Source organism: Streptomyces flaveolus, assembly GCF_014648815.1.
Classification (GTDB): Bacteria; Actinomycetota; Actinomycetes; order Streptomycetales; family Streptomycetaceae; genus Streptomyces; species Streptomyces flaveolus.
This window is the reverse complement of the sequence record NZ_BMRV01000002.1, coordinates 452,706-472,931: the sequence shown is the minus strand read 5'-3', so window position 1 is coordinate 472,931 and position 20,226 is coordinate 452,706. Positions and strand designations below refer to the sequence as shown.

Below are 20,226 nucleotides of genomic sequence, written 5' to 3'. Positions count from 1 at the left end.
CATGGCAGCCCAGGATCAAACAACCGCCCTTGGGTGAGCCACAACCACAGGTTGAGCATGCTTAGGGTGCTCCCATGGACACCGAGGCAGTGCGATCGTTCGTCCGGGCGGCCGAGCTGGGACAGCTCCAGCACGCGGCCGACGAGCTGGGCGTGACACAGCAGGCGGTCTCGAAGCGGATCGCCGCCCTGGAACGCGAGCTGGGAGCCCGCCTGTTCACCCGTACCGCCCGAGGGGTCGAACTGACGCTGGACGGCCAGGCGCTCCTCCCGCACGCCCGGAGCATCGTCGCGGGTGTCGACCGTGCCGTCGCCGCGGTCAGGCCGGCCTCGCGGGCCCTGCGGATCGACGTGCTCGGCCTGCGGAGCGCGCAGGCCGTCGTCCTGCACGACTACTGGCGCTCGCGTCCCGGGACCGACCTCGACGTGGTGACCCTCAGGGTCGACGACCCCCACGTGGCGGCCGCCGCCGTCCAGGCGGGCGAGATCGACGCCTCGTTCCGCAGCGTCACCGATCCGGCCACGCTGCCGCCCGACGTGCGGATGATGCACGCCTTCGACTCCCCGCTGGAACTCCTCGTCGGCCCCAGACACCCGCTCGCCTCGGCACGCACCCTGACACCGTCCCGGCTGCGCGGGCTGCGGATCTGGGTGCCCGGCATCGCGCCACGCAGCGAGTGGGCGGACTTCTACGACCAGCTCACCGAGGCCTTCGACCTGCGTATCGACGCGACCGGCCCGAACTTCGGCAACGAGGTGCTCCTCGACACCCTCGCGGACTCCGCCGACGTCGCCACCCTCGTCGGCGCGCGTGACCGGTACATCTGGCCGGCCCAGCACGACCTGCGGCGCATCCCGATCGTGAACCCGACGCTCGCCTACCCGCTCTCGCTCATGCTCCCCGCGACCAATCCGCACCCGGGCCTGAGGGCGGTCATCGACCACCTCGCCACCCTGCCACCGCCCCCCGGCCCGTCCTGGCGGCCGTCCTGGGCCATGACACGGTGAGCGGCCCGGCGGGCACGGAATCGCGCGGAACCCTCGTGCGTTGAGGGAAGCGGGCGAGGAATGCCGGCGGTGTGCGAGCCGGGCAGCCCGAGCGACCGGACCGAACGATTTTGGAGGGGCCGTAATGGCTGCGCAGACGCAGAGGGCCGTGCTGGCGGGCGGATGCTTCTGGGGGATGGAGGAGCTGATCCGCCGTCTTCCGGGTGTGACCGCGACCCGGGTCGGATACACCGGGGGTGACGTGCCGAACGCGACGTACCGCAACCACGGCACTCACGCGGAGGCCATCGAGATCCTCTTCGACCCGGAGGTGACCGACTACCGCGCGATCCTGGAGTTCTTCTTCCAGATCCACGACCCGAGCACCAAGAACCGCCAGGGCAACGACATCGGCCTCAGCTACCGCTCGGCGATCTACTACGTCGACGACGAGCAGAAGCGGATCGCCGAGGACACGATCGCCGATGTGGACGCCTCCGGACTCTGGCCCGGCAAGGTCGTCACCGAGGTGGAGCCGGTCGGCCCCTTCTGGGAGGCCGAGCCCGAGCACCAGGACTACCTGCAGCGTTACCCGGAGGGCTACACCTGCCACTTCCCGCGCCCGGGATGGCGACTGCCCGCCCGCACGGAGGGCTGACCCGAGGGGCCCGGCCGGGCGTTCCGGCCGGGCCGCCGCCGCGCCCGTGCCTGGGGTGCGGGGCCCCGGGAAAGGGACGACGATGGAAGGGCAGGCCGCGGCGCGATCACCACCCTGGGGGCGTGGAGGTTTGAGATGCCGGTACACCAAGTACGCCCGGACATCAGCGTCCTGAACGACAGCATCGAGGTGCCGGGGATCGGGTACCTCCCGGTGAACGCCTTCGTCCTGCACGCCGCGCAGCCCGTCGTGATCGACACCGGACTCGGGCTGCCCGACCGGAACTTCCTGGAAGCGGTCGCATCCGTGCTGGATCCCGCCGACGTGCGATGGATCTGGCTCACGCACCCGGACCGCGACCACACGGGCGGAATCTTCGATCTGCTGGACGCGGCGCCACAGGCGCGCCTCGTGACCACCTTCCTGTCCGCCGGGTTCATGTCCTGCGAACGGCCGCTGCCGCTCGATCGCCTGTACCTGCTCAACCCGGGACAGCAACTGGACGCCGGCGACCGTACCCTCACGGGATTCCGGCCGCCCCTGTACGACAACCCGGCCACGGTCGGCCTCTTCGACGACCGGTCGGGGGCCTGCTTCAGCTCCGACTGCTTCGGCGGGCCCATGCCCAGTGCCGACTTGGCACACGCCGATGACGCCGGTGCGGTCGGCGCGGAGGACCTGCGGGCCGCGCAGTTGCTGTGGGCCACGGTCGACAGCCCGTGGGTGCACAACGTGGACGTCCAGAAGTTCCTCGGCACCTTCCGGCAACTGCGGGACAGGGAGCCGGAACTCGTTCTCTCCACGCATCTGCCGCCGGCCCCGGCAATGACGGGGCCGATGATCGACACACTGGTCACGGCACCCGGGGCACCGGCCTTCACCGGGCCGGACCAGGCGGCGCTGGAGCAGATGCTGGCCGGCTTCGAGCCCGCCGGCGGCGGGCACGCACCCCCGCCCGGCACCCCGGGATGACGCGCGGCGGCTCAGTGCGGCAGCGTCGCCGGGCTGCCGCCGTTCGCCTCGTAGCCCGCCACCGCCAGGGCGCGGTAGACCGCGAACTCCGCCGCCGGGTCGGGCGACAGGGTCCAGGGCAGGGCGCCGACATGGCCGTCGATCACCATCAGCTGGTTCATGGCCTCCGCCCAGCGCTCGCCGCGGACCAGGAAGAAGACCAGCAGATGGCGCACGTGCGCCTGCGTCGGGTCGTCGGGGCGCGCCGAGTGGACCGCGTGCAGGGCGCCGTGGACCGCCTTGGTGACGACCTCGCCCTGGTAGAAACCGCTGACCAGATTGACCTCGGGCAGGTGCTCGAAGACCGCGAACAGCGGCATCGCGGCCAGCAGTGACCCCTGGGGCGCGCGGGCCGCGGCGGCCTCCGCGAACGAGTACGCCAGGTCCCGCGAGCCGTGCCACTTCTCGCACCAGTAGGGCAGGGCGGCCAGGTGCGCGCCCATGTGGGCCGGGGCGCGGTCCAGGATCTTCAGCCACAGCTGCTCGAACTCCTCGCGCGGGTAGGCCAGGCCGCGCGCCACCGACAGCTCGATGATGTACGGGACCGGATCGCCGGGTGCCAGCAGCGCCGCCTCACCGCACGCCGCCTTCGCCTCCTCCATGATGATCCGGAACTCGTCCGTGCCCGGCGTCGCCGTCCGCCACGCCTGCTGCACCAGGAACTCGGCGTGCACCGCCGCGCCGCCCGCGTCCTTGGGGGCCTCCGCCCGCCACACCCGCAGCCACTGCCCGCCCGGCATCTCGCCGACCCCGCCGGGCCGCTGCTGCAGCTCCAGCGACGCGGCACCCGCGAACGCCTGCACGCGCTGCCAGCGGCGCTCGCCGTCGGTCTCCGTGCCGGCGAGCAGCTGCTGCGCTCCGCGGTAGTCCTGCGTGCGCTGGACCAGGTCCAGGACGTCCAGCAGGTCCTGGTCGGGACCCGGCATGCGGACGTCCAGCTCCTCCTCGCGGGCGAAGCCGTAGTTCGCGGGGTCCGCGGCGTCCGGGTGGCCGGGCGGGACCAGCCCGACCGCGCTCCGTCGGCGCCGCAGCACGGGGAGCAGCACGAAGCCCAGCATGACCAGGGCGATCAGGACCCAGAGAATCTCCATGCCACCAGCGAACCAGACGCCGCCGCCACTTGGCCAACCTGTGCCGGGTGCCTGTGGAAAACGCGCGGAGCCGCTCGCGGCACTACTCTCGGTGCCCATGAGCGACAGGCACATCAGTCAGCACTTCGAGACGCTCGCGATTCACGCGGGCAACACCGCCGATCCCCTGACGGGAGCGGTGGTCCCGCCGATCTACCAGGTGTCGACCTACAAGCAGGACGGCGTGGGCGGCCTGCGCGGCGGCTACGAGTACAGCCGCAGCGCCAACCCGACCCGGACGGCGCTGGAGGAGAACCTCGCCGCCCTGGAGGGCGGCCGTCGCGGCCTCGCGTTCGCGTCCGGACTGGCGGCCGAGGACTGCCTGTTGCGTACGCTGCTGCGCCCCGGCGACCACGTGGTCATCCCCAACGACGCCTACGGCGGCACCTTCCGCCTCTTCGCCAAGGTCGCCACCCGGTGGGGCGTGGAGTGGTCGGTGGCCGACAGCGGCGACCCCGCCGCCGTGCGGGCCGCCCTCACGCCGAAGACCAAGGCGGTGTGGGTGGAGACGCCGTCCAACCCCCTGCTCGGCATCACCGACGTCGCGGCCGTCGCCCAGGTCGCCCGGGAGGCCGGCGCCCGGCTCGTCGTCGACAACACCTTCGCCACGCCCTACCTCCAGCAGCCGCTGGCGCTCGGGGCGGACGTCGTCGTGCACTCCCTGACCAAGTACATGGGCGGCCACTCGGACGTCGTCGGCGGCGCGCTGATCGTGAACGACCAGGAGCTCGGCGAGGAGCTGGCGTTCCACCAGAACGCGATGGGCGCCGTCGCCGGACCCTTCGACTCCTGGCTGGTGCTGCGCGGCACCAAGACGCTCGCGGTCCGCATGGACCGGCACAGCGAGAACGCCGGCAAGGTCGCCGAGATGCTCACCCGGCACGCGCGCGTGACGAGCGTGCTGTACCCGGGGCTGCCGGACCACCCCGGGCACGAGATCGCCGCCAAGCAGATGAAGGCGTTCGGCGGCATGGTCTCCTTCCGCGTCGAGGGCGGCGAGGAGGCGGCCGTCGAGGTCTGCAACCGCGCGAAGGTGTTCACGCTCGGCGAGTCCCTGGGCGGCGTCGAGTCGCTGATCGAGCACCCCGGCCGGATGACGCACGCCTCCGCGGCCGGTTCGGCCCTGGAGGTGCCCGCCGACCTGGTGCGCCTCTCGGTCGGCATCGAGAACGCCGACGACCTGCTGGAGGACCTCAAGCAGGCGCTCGGCTAGGACGCCGGGCTCACCAGCCCTCCCAGCCCGTCACGGGTGGGGTCGTCACGGACGGCGGCTCCACCCAGGGCCGGACGGTCAGCGCCCACACCGTGAACGCCACGGCCGCGGCGCACAGCACCAGCCACATCAGGCGGCGGGCCGCCGTCCTGCGCCGCAGCATCCGGCTCCCGCGGCGCAGGACGTCCGCGTACAGCTCGGGCGGTACCTGCGGCGGCGACTGCTCCATGATGCGCCGCGCGGTGGCCTCCCGTTCGAGCCGGTTCACCGCCGCCCCCCGGTGGCCCGCGCGGTGTCCCGCGCACGCGTGCCGGTCACGACGCCGCCGCCTTCGCCACCCGCCGGGCGGGCTCCGGCCGCGGATACAGCAAGGCGGCCATCGCCCGGTCGTGGACCGTCCGCACCCGTTCCACGGGCAGGGCCAGCAGGGCCGCCACCTGCTCCTCGGCGACCCCCTCGTACAGCCTGAGCACCAGGACCAGGCGCTCCTGCGGGGTGAGTCCGCCCAGCGCGCCCGCGGGGCGCCGCCGGGTCAGGCCGAGGGCGCCGCCGTGGCGGTGCCAGGCCTCGCGGGCGAACCGGGTGGCCAGGTACTGGCGGGCGCGGTCGTAGGGGTCCTCGCCGCGCAGCCCGTCCCAGCACGCGTACGTGTGGGCCAGGGACAGCGCCAGCAGACGCCGCGCGCCGGGGTTGTCGTCCGGCGGCTCGGCGGTGAGCAGGGTGGCGGCGTGCAGCAGCCGGCCCGCCGCGCCCGCGACGAACGCCTCGAACTCCCGGGTCCGCAGGGCGCCCCGGACCGCATGCCGTTCTCGCACCGCGCCTCCCGCCTGGTGGGCGACACCCGTGACCTCCGGGCGCCTGCACCGGGGGTCCGGTCTCATATCAGGCCAGGGTCGGCCCGCGGGTCAAGAGTGCGGGGCCGTCCGTCCGGGGGAGCCGGGGAAAGCCCCGGGAAAGCCCCGGAAACCCGGGGCTCGGCGGGTCAGGAGGCCGACGACTCAGGTCCCCCCGCGCTCTGCGGGGCCGTACGGGCGGACAGGGCGCTGTTGAAGCGCGACAGGAGCGTGCAGAACGCCTCGCGCTCCTCCGGCGCCCAGTCGTGCGTCAGCTCGGCCATCAGCTGACGCCGCGAGGACCGCACCTCGTCCAGCCGTGACACCCCGCGCGGGGACAGCTGGAGCACCACCGCGCGGCCGTCCTCGGGGTGCGACGTCCGCTTGACGAGTCCGGTGTCGACGAGCGGGGCCACCTGACGGGTGACCGTCGAGGAGTCGATCCCCATGCTCGCGGCGAGGGCCTTGACCCCCATCGGGCCCTCTTTGTCGAGGCGGTTGAGGAGCAGGTAGGCGGCGCGGTCCATGGAGTTGCGGACCTGCCCGACCCCGCCGAGCCGGGTCTGTTCCGCGCGGCGGGCGAAGAGCGCCACCTCGTGCTGGAGCGTCTCGAGAAGACCGGGGTCACCGGCGGTCGTCATGTCCATCGACAATTCAGGTGTTGTGGGCATGGCCGGGGGCTCACTTCGTGGAGGGCTGCTAATTGGGGGACAGGGTACGCGGCCGGGCGGCGAGACGTACCGGCGCTGCGCAAAGCGGGTCTCGGAGGTTGGTCACAACGGTCGCCCGCGCCCGTGAACTGCGATGCTGAAGGCATGAGCTACAGCACCGCCGCCGCTGTCCGACCCGTAACCCTCGACGACGTGCGCGGAGCCCAGAAGATGCTCTCGGGTGTGGCGCGGGTGACGGCGATGGAGGGCAGCAGGTACCTGTCGCAGCTGGTCGGGGCGCCGGTGCACCTCAAGTGCGAGAACCTCCAGCGGACGGGTTCGTTCAAGCTGCGCGGCGCGTACGTGAGGATCGCCGGGCTGCTGCCCGAGGAGCGGGCCGCCGGGGTCGTCGCGGCCAGCGCGGGCAACCACGCGCAGGGCGTCGCCCTGGCGTCGACCCTGCTCGGTGTGCGGTCGACGGTGTTCATGCCCAAGGGCGCCCCGCTGCCGAAGATCAGCGCCACCCGGGACTACGGCGCCGAGGTCCGCCTGCACGGCCAGGTGGTCGACGAGACGCTGGCCGCCGCGCAGGAGTACGCGGAGCGCACGGGCGCGGTCTTCATCCACCCCTTCGACCATCCCGACGTCATCGCCGGTCAGGGGACGGTCGGGCTGGAGATCCTGGAGCAGTGCCCCGAGGTGCGGACCGTGGTGGTCGGCATCGGCGGAGGCGGGCTGGTGGCCGGGACGGCGGTCGCGGTGAAGGGGATCCGGCCGGACGTGCGGATCGTGGGCGTGCAGGCGGAGGGCGCGGCGGCGTATCCGCCGTCGCTGGCCGCGGGGCGCCCGGTGGCCGTCGAGAACCCGGTGACGATGGCCGACGGCATCAAGGTGGGACGGCCCGGTGACGTGCCGTTCGAGATCGTCGGCGATCTGGTGGACGAGGTCCGCACGGTTTCCGAGGACGAGCTGTCCACCGCGCTGCTGCTGTGCCTGGAGCGGGCCAAGCTGGTCGTGGAGCCGGCCGGGGCGAGTCCGGTGGCGGCGCTGATGAGCGATCCCGGCGCCTTCGAGGGCCCGGTGGTGGCCGTGTTGTCCGGGGGCAACGTGGACCCGGTGCTGATGCAGGGCGTGCTGCGGCACGGCATGGCCGCGCAGGGCCGCTACCTGGCGGTCCGGCTGCGGCTGACGGACCGGCCGGGCGCCCTCGCCACGCTGCTCGGGGTGTTGTCGGTGGTCGACGCGAACGTGCTGGACGTGAGCCACGTCCGCACCGACCCGCGCCTCGGGCTGACGGAGGCGGAGGTCGAGCTGCACCTGGAGACGAAGGGCCCGGAGCACTGCGCCGAGGTCGGCCGGGCGTTGCAGGACGCGGGCTACCCGGTCATCGGCTGACGGCTCCCGTTCGGTCACTCGTTCGGGGAACTGTCTGGCGAGACGCGATACATCGCGTTAGTGTGTTGCGTGTGCCACCGGGCTGCTCCGCGTCCGGCGGTACGGGCGAGCGGCACCGCGCGGAGCGCCGGGGAACCGGCAAAAGAAGAAGCGGAAAAAATCGCACGATCCTAGGCTTTCCGAAGAATCCCCGACGACGTGGAGACTCATATGCCAGGCGCCATCTATGCCGAAGGCCTGGTGAAGACCTTCGGTGACGTAAGGGCTCTGGACGGCGTCGACCTCGAGGTCCCCGAGGGCACGGTCCTGGGCCTCCTCGGGCCGAACGGCGCGGGCAAGACCACCACCGTCCGCTGCCTGACCACCCTGCTGCGGCCCGACAGCGGCAAGGCCGTCGTCGCCGGCCTCGACGTGCTCAGGCAGCCCGACGCCGTACGCCGCTCGATCGGCCTGTCCGGCCAGTTCGCCGCGGTCGACGAATACCTGACCGGCCGGGAGAACCTGCAGATGGTCGGCCAGCTCTACCAGATGCGGGGCAAGGAGGCGAAGCGCCGGGCGACCGAGCTGCTGGAGCAGTTCCACCTCGCGGACGCCGCCGACCGCCCCACCAAGACCTACTCCGGAGGCATGCGCCGCCGGCTCGACCTCGCGGCGGCCCTCGTCGTCTCGCCGCCCGTGATGTTCATGGACGAGCCGACCACGGGGCTGGACCCGCGCAACCGCCAACAGCTGTGGGAGGTCATCAAACAGCTGGTCTCCGGCGGCACGACCCTGCTGCTGACCACCCAGTACCTGGAGGAGGCCGACCACCTCGCGCACGAGATCGCGGTGGTCGACCGCGGCCGGGTCATCGCCAAGGGCACCTCCGACCAGCTCAAGGCCCGCACCGGCGGCGAGCGCGTCGAACTGGTCGTGCACGAGCGCGAGCACATCCGGACCGCGTCGGAGGTGCTGCGCGGCTTCGGCAAGGGCGAGACGACCGTCGAGGAGCACATGCGCAAGCTCACCGTGCCCGTGACCGGCGGCGCCAAGCTGCTCGCCGAGGTCATCCGCGAACTCGACACCCGCGGGATCGAGATCGACGACATCGGCCTGCGCCGCCCCACCCTCGACGACGTCTTCCTCTCCCTCACCGGCCATGCGGCAGAAGCGAAGGACGAGGCGAACGACCCGGCGGAGGGGGCCGGTCGCCGGCCGGAGGACGCCGGTCACCCGCAGGAGAAGGAGGTCACCAAGTGAGCATGATGGCCGACTCCCTGGTCATCGCCCGCAGAAACCTGATCCGGATGACCAGGATCCCCGAGATGGTCCTGTTCGGGGTCATCCAGCCGGTGATGTTCGTGATCCTCTTCACGTACGTCTTCGGCGGCTCGATGCAGATCGGGAACACCACCGACCCGGGCGTGTACAAGGACTTCCTGATGGCGGGCATCTTCGCGCAGACCGTCACCTTCGCCACCGCCGGATCGGCGGCCGGCATCGCCGACGACATGCAGAAGGGGCTGGTCGACCGCTTCCGCTCCCTGCCGATGGCCCGGGGCGCCGTGCTGACCGGCCGCACGGTAGCCGACCTGGTGCAGACGGCGATCACGCTGCTCGTCCTCGCGATCGTCGCGCTGATCGTGGGGTGGCGCACGGGCTCCGCGGAGCCGACCAACGCCGGACGGATCCTGGCCGGCTTCGGCCTGCTGCTTCTCCTCGGGTACGCCTTCACCTGGATCGGAGCACTGATCGGCCTGTCCGTGCGGACCCCGGAGGCGGCGACCTCGGGAGGGATCATCTGGCTGTTCCCCGTGACGTTCGTGTCGAACGCCTTCGTGGACTCCAGCCAGATGACCCCCTGGCTCCGGCACATCGCCGAATGGAACCCGTTCAGCGCCACGGTGCAGGCCTGCCGGGAGCTGTTCGGCAATCCGGGCGTCGTGCAGTCCGACGCCTGGCCCATGCAGCACCCCGTCTGGGCCTCGGTGATCTGGTCCGTCCTGATCATCGCGGTCTTCCGGACACTGGCGGTGCGCAAGTACCGCTCGGCCGACGGCTGAGGCCGCAGGCGGTGCAGGTCGAGGCCCGGAGTGCCCGCGCTCCGGGCCTTCGGCGTCAAACCGATGTGATCGTCCGATCGTCATCATGATTATCTGAAGGGGTGACATCGAACGGGGGATCACACATGAGCGAAGGCAAGAACGCGGGCAGTGACGGCAGGACCACGGGGGACGACCGGCTCCCGGAGCCGGAGGGGGCGAAGCTCCCGCTGTCCCCGGACGAGATCGAGCGGCACAAGGTCCTCCCCGGCTGGGAGGGCCACTACACCGCGCCGCCCGCGAGCAGCACCGCCGACCCGCTGGACCGGCCGCCGCTGCAACCGTCCACCCCCGGCCTCCTCCCGCCGCCGCCCGCCGGCGGCCGGCCGGTCGACCTGAAGATCGCACCAGGCGTGCTCAAGAAGGTCGCCGGCCAGATCGACGACATCTACGACCACTTCTACAAGCCCGCCGCGTCCCTGGAGGAGCCCGCGCTGAAGGCGGTGGGCGCTCTGGAGGGGCTGGAGTCGGCGCGGGCGGTCCGGCTTGCCCACCGGCAGTGGGAACGGCAGGCCGGCACGGTCACGGGATGGCTCGCGCACATCGCCGAGAGCCTGCGCCTCAGCGACGGCACCTACACCAAGACGGACCTGGCCGTGGGCCAGACCGCCGGCCAGGTGCGGCTCCGCTCGCCGCTGGAGGACTACTGATGGCGGAGACGTTCTACCTCACGCTGCTGTCCGTGGACCTGACGGCGCTGGACGACCTGGCGGACCGCTGGGAGAGCATCCACCGGGACATCAAGGGCCTCGGCAAGCGCATGCACGACGAAGCGCTCACACCGCTGCGCGACAAGGGGTACTGGGAAGGCGCGGCGGCCCCGTACGCCTGGAAGATGATCGACGACATCGAGCGCCAGCTGGAGAACGCCACCAAGGTGGCGGACGCGGCCCGACGCGTCGTCGAGGACGGCGTGGGCGAGCTGAAGTCCGCCCAGAAGGACCTCAAGGACGCCGCCCGGCAGGCCAAGGAGAAGGGCCTGTACATCAACAAGGACGGGACGCTGTCCCCGGACGTCATCGGCAACGTCTGCAAGGTCGAGCTGACCGACGAGGAGAAGAAGACCATCGAGGCGGCGGACCGGGAGATCGCCCGGATCCTCAAGCGGGGGGTCACGGCCGACCGCAACCTCTCCTTCAGTCTGATGGCCGACATCGGCCTGGGCCAGTGGTTCAACCAGGCACCGGGGCTCACCGACATCGACTCCACGAAAAAGATCAGCGAGGACGCCTACAACGCGCTGGACCTCGCCCTCCAGGGCAAGGACCCCTACCCCGGGCTCAGTTCGGACGATCCGTACTCGCTGGGCTGGGACTGGGTGACCGGCGGCGGCACCCGGCACCGCGACTACTACCACGGCGACGAGATGACCGAGCTGATCAGGTCCAGCGAGAGCATGGAGCAGCTGCGGCTGGACACGCTGCAGCAGTGGCGGTCCACCGGTCAGCCGGAGGGCAGCGTGGCGTACTCGATCTCGGAGAGCGGCAAGCTGGGCGCGTTCAAGAAGCTCATCACCACGGACATCCCGGCGATCGTCACCGGCGACGAGGACCATCTGGGCGAGGCGTTCACCGGCTCGTACAACCTGAACTACACGGTCAAGGGCCAGGACCCCGACGGCTCCCTGGTGGTCGAGTACACCCTGAAGAACAACACCAGCAACGAGTCGTTCCTGCACTACGTCGGCTACTACGACTGGCTGGAGAAGTTCAACCGCGAGGAGGGCGCCTTCTCGTCCGTGGACCAGAAGGTCGTCTGGACCGAGCGCATTCCGGCGAAGGAGAAGTGAGTCGGTGTCCCGAGTACGACTGCCGGCGGCGGCCGCCGTGCTGGCCCTGCTGACCTGCCTGCCGGGCTGTTCGTCGGCGCCCACCGCCGTCGAGGCCTGCATGGGGGAGCAGGCGGTCGGCGCGACCTCCGGGCAGCTCGCCGGCACCTACCGGGGCGAGGGCGACGCGGGGGGCGTGACGCTCACCCTGAAGGCCTCGCAGGACGAGCCGGGCAGCGGCACGGTCACCGTGCACGACTGGCCGACCGGCGACTGGTACCGGAGCGAACTCGGCGAGACCTTCGACGGGACCGGCACGTGGGCCGTCGTGCAGGGCGGCACCTCGGCCACCGAGTTCGCACGCCTGTCCCTCTCCTTCACCGCGCCGCAGCGCTTCCTGAAGGGGGACACCCTCGACGCCCTGTCGATCGCCGAGGGCGACGGGCACACCCACCTCTACGCGGACGACGACCCGGACGCCTGCCCCGCCTTCCGGCTGGAGCGGCAGGGCGGCTGAGCCCCCGGGACGACGAAGCCCCCGGCGTCACGAGGACGCCGGGGGCTCGCGAAGGACAGGGATCAGCCGTTGTAGGGCTCGGCCTTGAGGATCTTCACGGAGGCCGACTTGCCGTTCGGCAGCTCGTACTCCGCGTCCTCGCCGACCTTGTGGCCGTTGACGCCGGAGCCCAGCGGGGACTGCGGCGAATAGGTCTCGATGTCCGAGCTGGCGTACTCGCGCGAGGCGAGCAGGAAGGTCAGCGTGTCGTCCTCGTCGCCGTCGAAGGCGATCGTGACGACCATGCCGGGCGCCACCACGCCGTCCGCGGCGGGGGCCTCGCCCACCTTCGCGCTCTCGAGGAGCTGGGTCAGCTGGCGCACGCGGAGCTCCTGCTTGCCCTGCTCCTCCTTGGCAGCGTGGTACCCGCCGTTCTCGCGCAGGTCCCCCTCCTCGCGCGCCGCGGCGATCTTGGCAGAGATCTCGGTGCGCGCGGGACCAGTAAGGTACGCAAGCTCCTCCTTGAGCTTGTTGTACGCCTCCTGGGTCAGCCAGGTGACGTTCTCGCTGGTCTGGGTCACAGGTGCTCCTCGTCGGTACTGGGAATACAAAGCAACGCCCTACCCAGAAGGATGTTCCTCCACGGAAGGGCGAAACCACGAGCCTAACAATTCAGTGGGCAAAGGGGGAGGACATAAGCCACTAGATTCACGTCAACGCAGGTCAGCGTCGACGGATTCCCGGGGCGTCACTCCGCGTGGCAGCCGAGCAGCTCGGCCGAGGTGCCGCGGGCCTTCGTGCGCAGCGTGACGACCTTGTCGATGCGCGTGGCGTCCCCGCCGAAACGGAAGTCGGCCCGGCCCACCTCTTCGCCGTTCTCGGCCTGGGAGCGCATCGTGCAGTAGCCGGCGGCCCCGGCGTCCTTGCGGACCTCCAGATGCACCTGGACCGCCTTGTCGGTGATCTCGAAGCTGATCACCTCGGCGCTGATCTTGTTCTGGCCGACGTAGTGGTAGCCGAACCAGCCGATCACCACGAGCAGCACGGCACCGAGCGCGGCGCCGACGACCTTGAGGGTGCGGTCGGACCGTTCGTCCGAGGAGCGGCCGTAACGGCCCTCGGGCGCTCTCGTGGTCGCCGTGCTCATGATCGTCCTCTCGGCAGGAGCGGGAGAATGTCCCGAAAGGGGCCCCGAAGCGTGTTGTTCCCGGACCCCGGAATTATTCGCCCCCCGATTCGGTCACTATAGAAGCCTCCCGCCCGCCACCCGACCGCCGCCCCTGAACGACGACGCCCCTACGGGGCGGCACCTATTGGATCGCGCCACCGCACACAGGGCGCCGACTGACCGAGGATTGAGTCTTGACTGACCAGCTGCGACTGATGGCCGTCCACGCCCACCCCGACGACGAGTCGAGCAAGGGCGCGGCCACCATGGCGAAGTACGTGTCCGAAGGGGTGGACGTGCTGGTGGTGACCTGCACGGGCGGCGAGCGCGGCTCCATCCTCAACCCCAAGCTGCAGGGCGACGCGTACATCGAGGAGAACATCCACGAGGTACGCAAGAAGGAGATGGACGAGGCCCGGGAGATCCTGGGCGTCAAGCAGGAATGGCTCGGCTTCGTCGACTCCGGCCTGCCCGAGGGCGACCCGCTGCCGCCGCTGCCGGAGGGCTGCTTCGCCCTGGAGGACGTCGACAAGGCGGCCGGCGAGCTGGTGCGCAAGATCCGCTCCTTCCGCCCGCAGGTGATCACCACCTACGACGAGAACGGCGGTTACCCGCACCCCGACCACATCATGACCCACAAGATCACGATGGTGGCCTTCGAGGGCGCGGCCGACACCGAGAAGTACCCGGAGAGCGAGTACGGCCCGGCGTACCAGCCGCTGAAGGTGTACTACAACCAGGGCTTCAACCGCCCCCGCACCGAGGCGCTGCACAACGCGCTGCTGGAGCGCGGCCTGGAGTCGCCGTACGGGGACTGGCTCAAGCGCTGGTCGGAGTTCGAGCGCAAGGAGCGCACGCTCACCACGCACGTGCCCTGCGCCGACTTCTTCGAGGTCCGTGACAAGGCGCTGATCGCGCACGCCACGCAGATCGACCCGGACGGCGGCTGGTTCCGGGTGCCGATGGAGATCCAGAAGGAGGTCTGGCCCACCGAGGAGTACGAGCTCGCGAAGTCCCTCGTGGACACTTCCCTCCCCGAGGACGACCTCTTCGCGGGCATCCGGGACAATGCCTGACATGAGCGCAAGCGCAAGCCTGGCAATGACGCACCTCGTCACCCTCGCCGAGATCGACGAGGACAAGGTCACCCCCGGCGTCCTCGGCTTCATCGTCTTCGCGGTGATGGCCCTGGCGGTGTGGGGTCTGATGAAGTCCATGAACCGGCACATGGGCAGGGTCGACTTCAAGGAGTCCCCGGACCCGGAGGCCGGTGCCCCCGGCGGCGGGACGGGCAAGACCTCCGGCCGGGCCGAGCCGCAGCAGGGCTGACCCGCCCCGGGACGTCCGCGCACCGGGCCGGAGCGGCTGTCGTGCCGCCCGGCCCGGTGACCGTCGGGGTTCACTGCCCCGCCGTCACCGCCACGCCCATCACCTCACGCGCGTGCCGGTCCGGGATCATGCCGAGGCGCCAGGCCTGCCAGCCCGCCTCCAGCCGCACCCCCCGCTCCAGCAGCAGCTGGTACGCCTCCACGTAGTCGTCCAGCTTCGTGTCGCGTGCCGGATGCCGGGCGCGGGACAGCTGGGCCAGCTCCTCCTGCGCCACCGCCGTACCGACCTCCACCCCGCCGGGGGCGGCGTACGGCAGCAGCGTGCAGCGCAGGAAGCGGGCCCAGTCCTCACCGCGCCGGTCGCCGTACGCCGCGAACAGCGCCGCCGCCTCGTCGCACAGGGCCAGCGCCTGCGGCGTACGGGCGTTGCCGGCGTCCACCACGGCCAGCTCCAGGCACGTCCACGCCTCCCCGTGGCCGACACCGATCCGCTGGAAGTCGGCGCGCGCGTCGACGAGGAGCTGGCGGGCGAAGCCCGAATTCCTGAGCGAGCCCGTCTGGGCGGCCCGCTGGTCCCGGGTCACCCGCGCCGAATGGTGCCGGGCACAGGCCAGGCCGTACACGTCCCGCATCCGCGAGAACATGGTGCGGGAGCGTTCCAGCTCACGGACCGCCCGGTCCAGGGCGCCCGTCTCCTCGAGGGCCTGCCCCAGGTAGTAGATGCTCCACGCCTCGCCGCGCGCGTCCTCGTTCTCGCGGTGCCGGGCCGCGGCCTGCCGCAGCTCCTCGGCCGCCTCGGAGGCGTCGCCGTCCATCAGCCGGGCCCGCGCCAGCTGGGTCAGCGCCCACGCCTCGCCGCGGGCGTCCTGGGTACGGCCGTACAGCTCCAGGGCGGCCCGCAGCTCCGACTCCGCCCGCGGTACGTCGCCCATCCGCAGCCGCAGCTGGCCGAGCTGGAAGTGGGCCCACGCCTGGCCGTGCACCGACTCGCCCGCGCGGTGCAGGACCAGGGACTCGGTGAGCAGGTCCATGGCCTCCGCCAGCCGGGCCCGGTCCCGCTGCACGGCCGCCAGCGCGTGCAGCGTCCACGCCCGGTCCGTGGCCAGCTCCGGGGAGGCCTGAAGGTCCAGCGCCTCCCGCAGCTTCGCCGCCGCCTCGGTCAGATTGCCCTGGTGATGCAGCGTGATCCCGAGCGAGCACAGGGCACGCGCCGCCCCCGCGTCGTGATGGGCCTCCATGTACAGGTCGACCACGGAGGTGAGCGTGGTGCGCGCCTTGTCCAGCTCGCCGAGCTGCCGGGCCGCGATACCGGTACGCCACTGCACGGAGCGCACCAGCAGCCCCTGGTCCACGGACTGCGCCAGCTCGCTGATCTCGCCCAGCCGGTACAGGTCGCCCCGCAGCAGGCAGTAGTCGCACAGCGCGCCCAGCAGGTTCAGCACCGTGCCCTGGTCGACGCCCTCCGCGTGCCGCAGCGCCGCCGTGATGAAGCTCGACTCGTCGTCCAGCCAGCGCAGCGCCTCGTCCAGGGACGTGAAGCCGTGCTGCCCGAACCGGTCCGAGCGGGTCGACATGTTGCCGTCCACCAGGCGCAGCACCGAGTCGGCCAGCTCGGCGTAGTTCGCGATCAGCCGTTCCTGCGCCGCGGCGATCTCCGCCGGCTCCTCCTCGTCGAGGAGACGGGCCCCGGCGAAGGCCCGCACCACGTCGTGCAGCCGGTAGCGGCTGCCCCGGACGTGATCGAGCAGCCCCGCGTCCGACAGCGCCGCCAGCTGCCGCGCAGCCTGTGTCTCGTCGGTGGCCAGCAGCGCGGCCGCGGCGGCGGCGCCCAGCGAGGTGCGCCCGGCCAGCGCCAGCCGCCGCAGCAGCCGCCGGGCCTGCTCCGACTGGTCGGTGTAGCGCAGCCACAGCGCCCGCTCGACAGGCTCCACCGGACCGTACGCGCCCAGGTCCGTGGCCAGCCGGCGAGGCGAGCGCGGGCCCAGCGACGAGCCCGCGATGCGCAGCGCCAGCGGCAGCCCGCCGCACAGCTGCCGGATCCGCTCGGCGGAATCGGCGTCGTACGGCCCCGACGCGTCCTCGGCGGCGGCGCCGAGCAACTCCTCCGCGCCGGCCGCGTCCAGCGGCTCCACCGGCAGCCGGAACACCCGCGCGGGCAGGTCGGGCGGCAGCTCCAGCGCCTTCCGGGCGGTGACCAGCACCAGGCTGTCCGACCGTTCGGGCACCAGCGCGCGCACCTGCTCGGGGTCCGAGGCGTCGTCCAGCACGATGGTGACCGGCACGCCCGTCAGATGCTGGTGGTACAGCTCGCTCAGCCGCTTGACCTGCTGGTCCGCCGAGGACCGCTCCCGGAACAGCAACTGCTCGCGGGGCGCCCCGAGCCGGTTCAGCAGATGCAGCAGGGCGTCCCGGGTGGTCAGCGGCGACTCGCCCCCCGAGGAGGCGCTGTCCCCGCGCAGATCGACCACGCACGCCCCGCGGAAGTGGTCCCGCAGCTCGTGCGCGGCCCGCACCGCGAGCGTCGTACGGCCGCTGCCGGGCGCCCCGTGCAGCACCACGACCGTCGGCTGCGTCTCCGTGCTCGCCCGGGCCGCCTGCACCCACTGCCGCAGCCGCGCCATCTCCTGGCGCCGCCCGGCGAACGCGCCCTCGGGCTGCGGCAGCTGCGCGAACGACTGCTCCAGCACACTGCGCCCCCGGGCCGCAGCGCTCTTGTCGGCGCCCCGCAGCTTCGGCCCGGCCTTCTTCGGCCCCGTGGACGCGGCGAGCACCCGCTGCTGGTCCAGGAACGGCCGGATGCCGCGCACCTCCAGCGCGGTGAGCCACTGGAGCCGCAGCTGCTCGGGCCCGCCCGGCTGGCTCGCCGCACCGGCGCGGCGATGGGCGGCCGGCACGTGGGAGCCGGCCACCTTGACCACGGCCGCCGCCGCGCCGACGACGCCCACGGCGACGCCCGCGCCGACCGCCGTGCCCGTGCCGGTGCCGAGCGCCACGTCGGCGACGACCGCGGAGACCGCCGCCACGGCGGCCACCAGCAGGGGAGTGCCGCCGCCCTCCTGGGCGTAGCGCTGCCGGAAGGTGAGCTGTCCGGCCGACGCCTCGTCCAGCGCGTGGGTGTAGGCCTCGTACTCCTCGGCGGCCGTCTCCGCCATCGCGTCCAGGGCCCCGCGGGCCCGCGACAGCAGCACGTTCCCGTCCGTGCGCCCGCCCGAGCGCCGCACCTCCTCCTCCACGGCCCGCGTCAGCAGCCGCTCGGCCTCCACCCGATGACTGTCCCGCATGTCCCGTCCCCCTCCGGCGGCAATGGCATCCCCCTGGTGTCCCCAGGCATCGCCGGGTCCCTCCCGGCCCGCCCCCGGGTCCTTCCCCGGTTGTCCGCCGGTCAAATGTGCCGCGGTGAGGAGACCCTGGGGAGAGGACCGGGGCACGGCGGTGTGCTGTCCGGCGGGGCGGGGGTACTGGGGCAGGATGGACACCATGCCGAACCGACTGGCGCACGAGACGTCCCCGTATCTCCTTCAGCACGCCGACAACCCCGTCGACTGGTGGCCCTGGTCGGACGAGGCCTTCGCTCAGGCGCGGCGGCGGGACGTGCCGGTGCTGCTGAGCGTCGGGTACAGCAGCTGCCACTGGTGCCACGTGATGGCCCACGAGTCGTTCGAGGACGGCCCGACCGCCGCGTTCCTCAACTCGCACTTCGTCAGCGTCAAGGTGGACCGCGAGGAGCGCCCCGACGTCGACGCCGTGTACATGGAAGCGGTGCAGGCGGCGACCGGCCACGGCGGCTGGCCCATGACCGTCTTCCTCACCCCGGACGCGGAGCCCTTCTACTTCGGCACGTACTACCCGCCCGAGCCCCGCCACGGCATGCCGTCCTTCCGGCAGGTGCTCCAGGGCGTCCAGCAGGCCTGGACGGAGCGACGGGGCGAGGTCACCGAGGTCGCGGGCAAGATCGTGCGCGATCTCGCCGGGCGGGAGATCTCCTACGGCGACGCGCAGGCGCCCGGCGACGCCGAGCTCGGGCAGGCGCTGCTCGGGCTGACCCGGGAGTACGACGCGCAGCGCGGCGGGTTCGGCGGGGCGCCGAAGTTCCCGCCGTCCATGGTCATCGAGTTCCTGCTGAGGCACCACGCACGCACCGGCGCCGAGGGCGCGCTGCAGATGGCGCAGGACACCTGCGAGCGCATGGCACGCGGCGGGATCTACGACCAGCTCGGCGGCGGCTTCGCCCGGTACTCCGTGGACCGGGACTGGGTGGTGCCGCACTTCGAGAAGATGCTGTACGACAACGCCCTGCTGTGCCGGGTCTACGCCCACCTGTGGCGTACCACGGGGTCGGAGCTCGCCCGCCGGGTGGCCCTGGAGACCGCCGACTTCATGGTCGGCGAACTGCGCACCGCCGAGGGCGGGTTCGCCTCCGCGCTGGACGCGGACAGCGACGACGGGACGGGCCGGCACGTCGAGGGCGCGTACTACGTGTGGACGCCCGCGCAGCTCACCGAGGTGCTCGGGGCCGACGACGCCGCGCTCGCCGCCCAGTACTTCGGCGTGACCGAGGAGGGCACCTTCGAGGAGGGCGCCTCGGTACTGCAACTGCCCCAGGAGGAGGGCGTGTTCGACGCCGTGCGGGTCGCGTCCGTAAGGGAACGGCTGCTGGCCGCCCGTGCGGAGCGTCCCGCCCCCGGCCGCGACGACAAGGTGGTCGCCGCCTGGAACGGCCTGGCGATCGCCGCGCTCGCCGAGACCGGCGCCTATTTCGAACGCCCGGATCTGGTCGAGGCCGCCGTGGCCGCCGCCGACCTGCTGGTGCGGCTGCACCTCGACGAGCAGGCCCGGCTCTGCCGCACCAGCAAGGACGGCCGTGCGGGCGCCAACGCCGGGGTGCTGGAGGACTACGCCGACGTGGCGGAGGGCTTCCTCGCCCTCGCGTCCGTCACCGGTGAGGGCGTCTGGCTGGACTTCGCCGGGCTGCTGCTCGACCACGTCCTCACCCGCTTCACCGACGACTCCGGCTCCCTCTACGACACCGCCGCCGACGCCGAGCGGCTGATCCGCCGCCCGCAGGACCCGACCGACAACGCCACCCCGTCCGGCTGGACCGCCGCCGCGGGCGCCCTGCTGTCCTACGCCGCCCACACCGGCTCCGAACCCCACCGCACCGCCGCCGAGCACGCGCTCGGCGTGGTGAAGGCGCTCGGCCCGCGCGTCCCGCGCTTCATCGGCTGGGGCCTCGCCGCCGCCGAGGCCCTGCTCGACGGGCCCCGCGAAGTCGCCGTCGTCGGGCCGGACCTCGGCGACGCCGCCACCCGGGGCCTGCACCGCACGGCCCTGCTGGGGACGGCGCCGGGCGCGGTGGTCGCCGTCGGCGCCGAGGGCAGCGACGAGTTCCCGCTGCTCGCGGGCCGCCCGCTGGTGGGCGGCGCGCCGGCCGCGTACGTCTGCCGCAACTTCACCTGCGACGCGCCGACGACGGATCCGGAGCGACTGCGGACCACACTGAACAGCTGAA

20 protein-coding genes are annotated in these 20,226 nt (G+C 72.2%); 13 read left to right on the top strand and 7 right to left on the bottom strand.

Annotation, left to right across the window (positions count from 1 at the left end; genetic code table 11):
* Positions 1 to 74: 74 nt before the first annotated feature.
* The 3 genes from IEZ05_RS06035 (at position 75) to IEZ05_RS06025 (ending at position 2,616) form a co-directional block, all read left to right on the top strand.
* Positions 75 to 1,007, top strand: a complete 933-nt coding sequence (locus IEZ05_RS06035) for a LysR family transcriptional regulator (RefSeq protein WP_189228953.1) — start codon at positions 75 to 77, stop codon at positions 1,005 to 1,007.
* 124 nt (positions 1,008 to 1,131) lie between these two features.
* A complete protein-coding gene (gene msrA, locus IEZ05_RS06030) occupies positions 1,132 to 1,644 on the top strand; it encodes a peptide-methionine (S)-S-oxide reductase MsrA (protein ID WP_189228952.1) in 513 nt (170 codons plus the stop codon).
* A gap of 135 nt (positions 1,645 to 1,779) precedes the next feature.
* Positions 1,780 to 2,616, top strand: coding sequence for an MBL fold metallo-hydrolase (locus IEZ05_RS06025; protein WP_189228951.1), 837 nt, complete (start codon positions 1,780 to 1,782; stop codon positions 2,614 to 2,616).
* Positions 2,617 to 2,627: 11 nt separating this feature from the next.
* Here IEZ05_RS06025 and IEZ05_RS06020 read toward each other — a convergent pair whose 3' ends face one another.
* Positions 2,628 to 3,746: a hypothetical protein gene (locus tag IEZ05_RS06020; protein ID WP_189228950.1), complete on the bottom strand. Its 1,119-nt coding sequence runs from the start codon at positions 3,744 to 3,746 to the stop codon at positions 2,628 to 2,630.
* A 97-nt stretch (positions 3,747 to 3,843) separates the two neighbouring features.
* On the opposite strand from IEZ05_RS06020, the gene IEZ05_RS06015 reads away from it, so the two are divergent.
* Positions 3,844 to 4,998 (top strand): cystathionine gamma-synthase, encoded by a 1,155-nt coding sequence (locus IEZ05_RS06015; RefSeq protein WP_189228949.1) that lies wholly within the window; start codon positions 3,844 to 3,846, stop codon positions 4,996 to 4,998.
* A gap of 10 nt (positions 4,999 to 5,008) precedes the next feature.
* Here IEZ05_RS06015 and IEZ05_RS06010 read toward each other — a convergent pair whose 3' ends face one another.
* The 3 genes from IEZ05_RS06010 to IEZ05_RS06000 form a co-directional block, all read right to left on the bottom strand.
* Positions 5,009 to 5,266 carry a hypothetical protein gene (locus tag IEZ05_RS06010; protein WP_189228948.1) on the bottom strand — a complete coding sequence of 86 codons (258 nt, stop codon included), beginning with the start codon at positions 5,264 to 5,266 and terminating at the stop codon, positions 5,009 to 5,011.
* Between the two features lie 46 nt (positions 5,267 to 5,312).
* Positions 5,313 to 5,813 (bottom strand): sigma factor-like helix-turn-helix DNA-binding protein, encoded by a 501-nt coding sequence (locus IEZ05_RS06005; protein WP_189228947.1) that lies wholly within the window; start codon positions 5,811 to 5,813, stop codon positions 5,313 to 5,315.
* A gap of 167 nt (positions 5,814 to 5,980) precedes the next feature.
* The gene (locus IEZ05_RS06000; protein ID WP_189228946.1) at positions 5,981 to 6,478 is read right to left on the bottom strand and encodes a MarR family winged helix-turn-helix transcriptional regulator; all 498 of its coding nucleotides are present in this window, start codon (positions 6,476 to 6,478) and stop codon (positions 5,981 to 5,983) included.
* A 168-nt stretch (positions 6,479 to 6,646) separates the two neighbouring features.
* Between IEZ05_RS06000 and ilvA the strand changes: the two genes are divergently transcribed.
* From ilvA to IEZ05_RS05970, 6 genes are all read left to right on the top strand, one after another.
* Entirely contained in the window at positions 6,647 to 7,876 is a 1,230-nt protein-coding gene (ilvA, locus tag IEZ05_RS05995; protein WP_189228945.1) for a threonine ammonia-lyase, read from the top strand.
* Positions 7,877 to 8,086: 210 nt separating this feature from the next.
* Entirely contained in the window at positions 8,087 to 9,115 is a 1,029-nt protein-coding gene (locus IEZ05_RS05990) for an ATP-binding cassette domain-containing protein (protein ID WP_229869580.1), read from the top strand.
* Between the two features lie 5 nt (positions 9,116 to 9,120).
* Positions 9,121 to 9,918: an ABC transporter permease gene (locus IEZ05_RS05985; RefSeq protein ID WP_229869596.1), complete on the top strand. Its 798-nt coding sequence runs from the start codon at positions 9,121 to 9,123 to the stop codon at positions 9,916 to 9,918.
* A gap of 125 nt (positions 9,919 to 10,043) precedes the next feature.
* Entirely contained in the window at positions 10,044 to 10,607 is a 564-nt protein-coding gene (locus IEZ05_RS05980; protein WP_189228943.1) for a hypothetical protein, read from the top strand.
* The gene (locus IEZ05_RS05975) at positions 10,607 to 11,746 is read left to right on the top strand and encodes a hypothetical protein (protein ID WP_189228942.1); all 1,140 of its coding nucleotides are present in this window, start codon (positions 10,607 to 10,609) and stop codon (positions 11,744 to 11,746) included. The genes IEZ05_RS05980 and IEZ05_RS05975 overlap by 1 nt, the downstream gene beginning before the upstream one ends.
* 4 nt (positions 11,747 to 11,750) lie before the next feature.
* Entirely contained in the window at positions 11,751 to 12,242 is a 492-nt protein-coding gene (locus IEZ05_RS05970) for a hypothetical protein (RefSeq protein ID WP_189228941.1), read from the top strand.
* 62 nt (positions 12,243 to 12,304) lie between these two features.
* Here IEZ05_RS05970 and greA read toward each other — a convergent pair whose 3' ends face one another.
* Entirely contained in the window at positions 12,305 to 12,802 is a 498-nt protein-coding gene (gene greA / locus IEZ05_RS05965) for a transcription elongation factor GreA (RefSeq protein WP_161167970.1), read from the bottom strand.
* A gap of 167 nt (positions 12,803 to 12,969) precedes the next feature.
* On the bottom strand, positions 12,970 to 13,368 hold the full coding sequence (locus IEZ05_RS05960; protein ID WP_189228940.1) for a DUF4307 domain-containing protein: 399 nt from the start codon (positions 13,366 to 13,368) through the stop codon (positions 12,970 to 12,972).
* A gap of 215 nt (positions 13,369 to 13,583) precedes the next feature.
* Here IEZ05_RS05960 and mca point away from each other — a divergent pair, with 215 nt between their 5' ends.
* Both mca and IEZ05_RS05950 read left to right on the top strand, forming a co-directional pair.
* Positions 13,584 to 14,465 (top strand): mycothiol conjugate amidase Mca, encoded by an 882-nt coding sequence (gene mca / locus IEZ05_RS05955; RefSeq protein WP_189228939.1) that lies wholly within the window; start codon positions 13,584 to 13,586, stop codon positions 14,463 to 14,465.
* The gene (locus tag IEZ05_RS05950) at positions 14,458 to 14,718 is read left to right on the top strand and encodes a hypothetical protein (protein ID WP_189228938.1); all 261 of its coding nucleotides are present in this window, start codon (positions 14,458 to 14,460) and stop codon (positions 14,716 to 14,718) included. The genes mca and IEZ05_RS05950 overlap by 8 nt, the downstream gene beginning before the upstream one ends.
* Positions 14,719 to 14,788: 70 nt before the next feature.
* Here the strand turns inward: IEZ05_RS05950 and IEZ05_RS05945 are convergent, their stop codons facing one another.
* On the bottom strand, positions 14,789 to 17,998 hold the full coding sequence (locus IEZ05_RS05945) for a tetratricopeptide repeat protein (protein WP_189228937.1): 3,210 nt from the start codon (positions 17,996 to 17,998) through the stop codon (positions 14,789 to 14,791).
* A 196-nt stretch (positions 17,999 to 18,194) separates the two neighbouring features.
* Between IEZ05_RS05945 and IEZ05_RS05940 the strand changes: the two genes are divergently transcribed.
* Positions 18,195 to 20,225, top strand: a complete 2,031-nt coding sequence (locus IEZ05_RS05940; protein ID WP_189228936.1) for a thioredoxin domain-containing protein — start codon at positions 18,195 to 18,197, stop codon at positions 20,223 to 20,225.
* Position 20,226 lies beyond the last annotated feature (1 nt).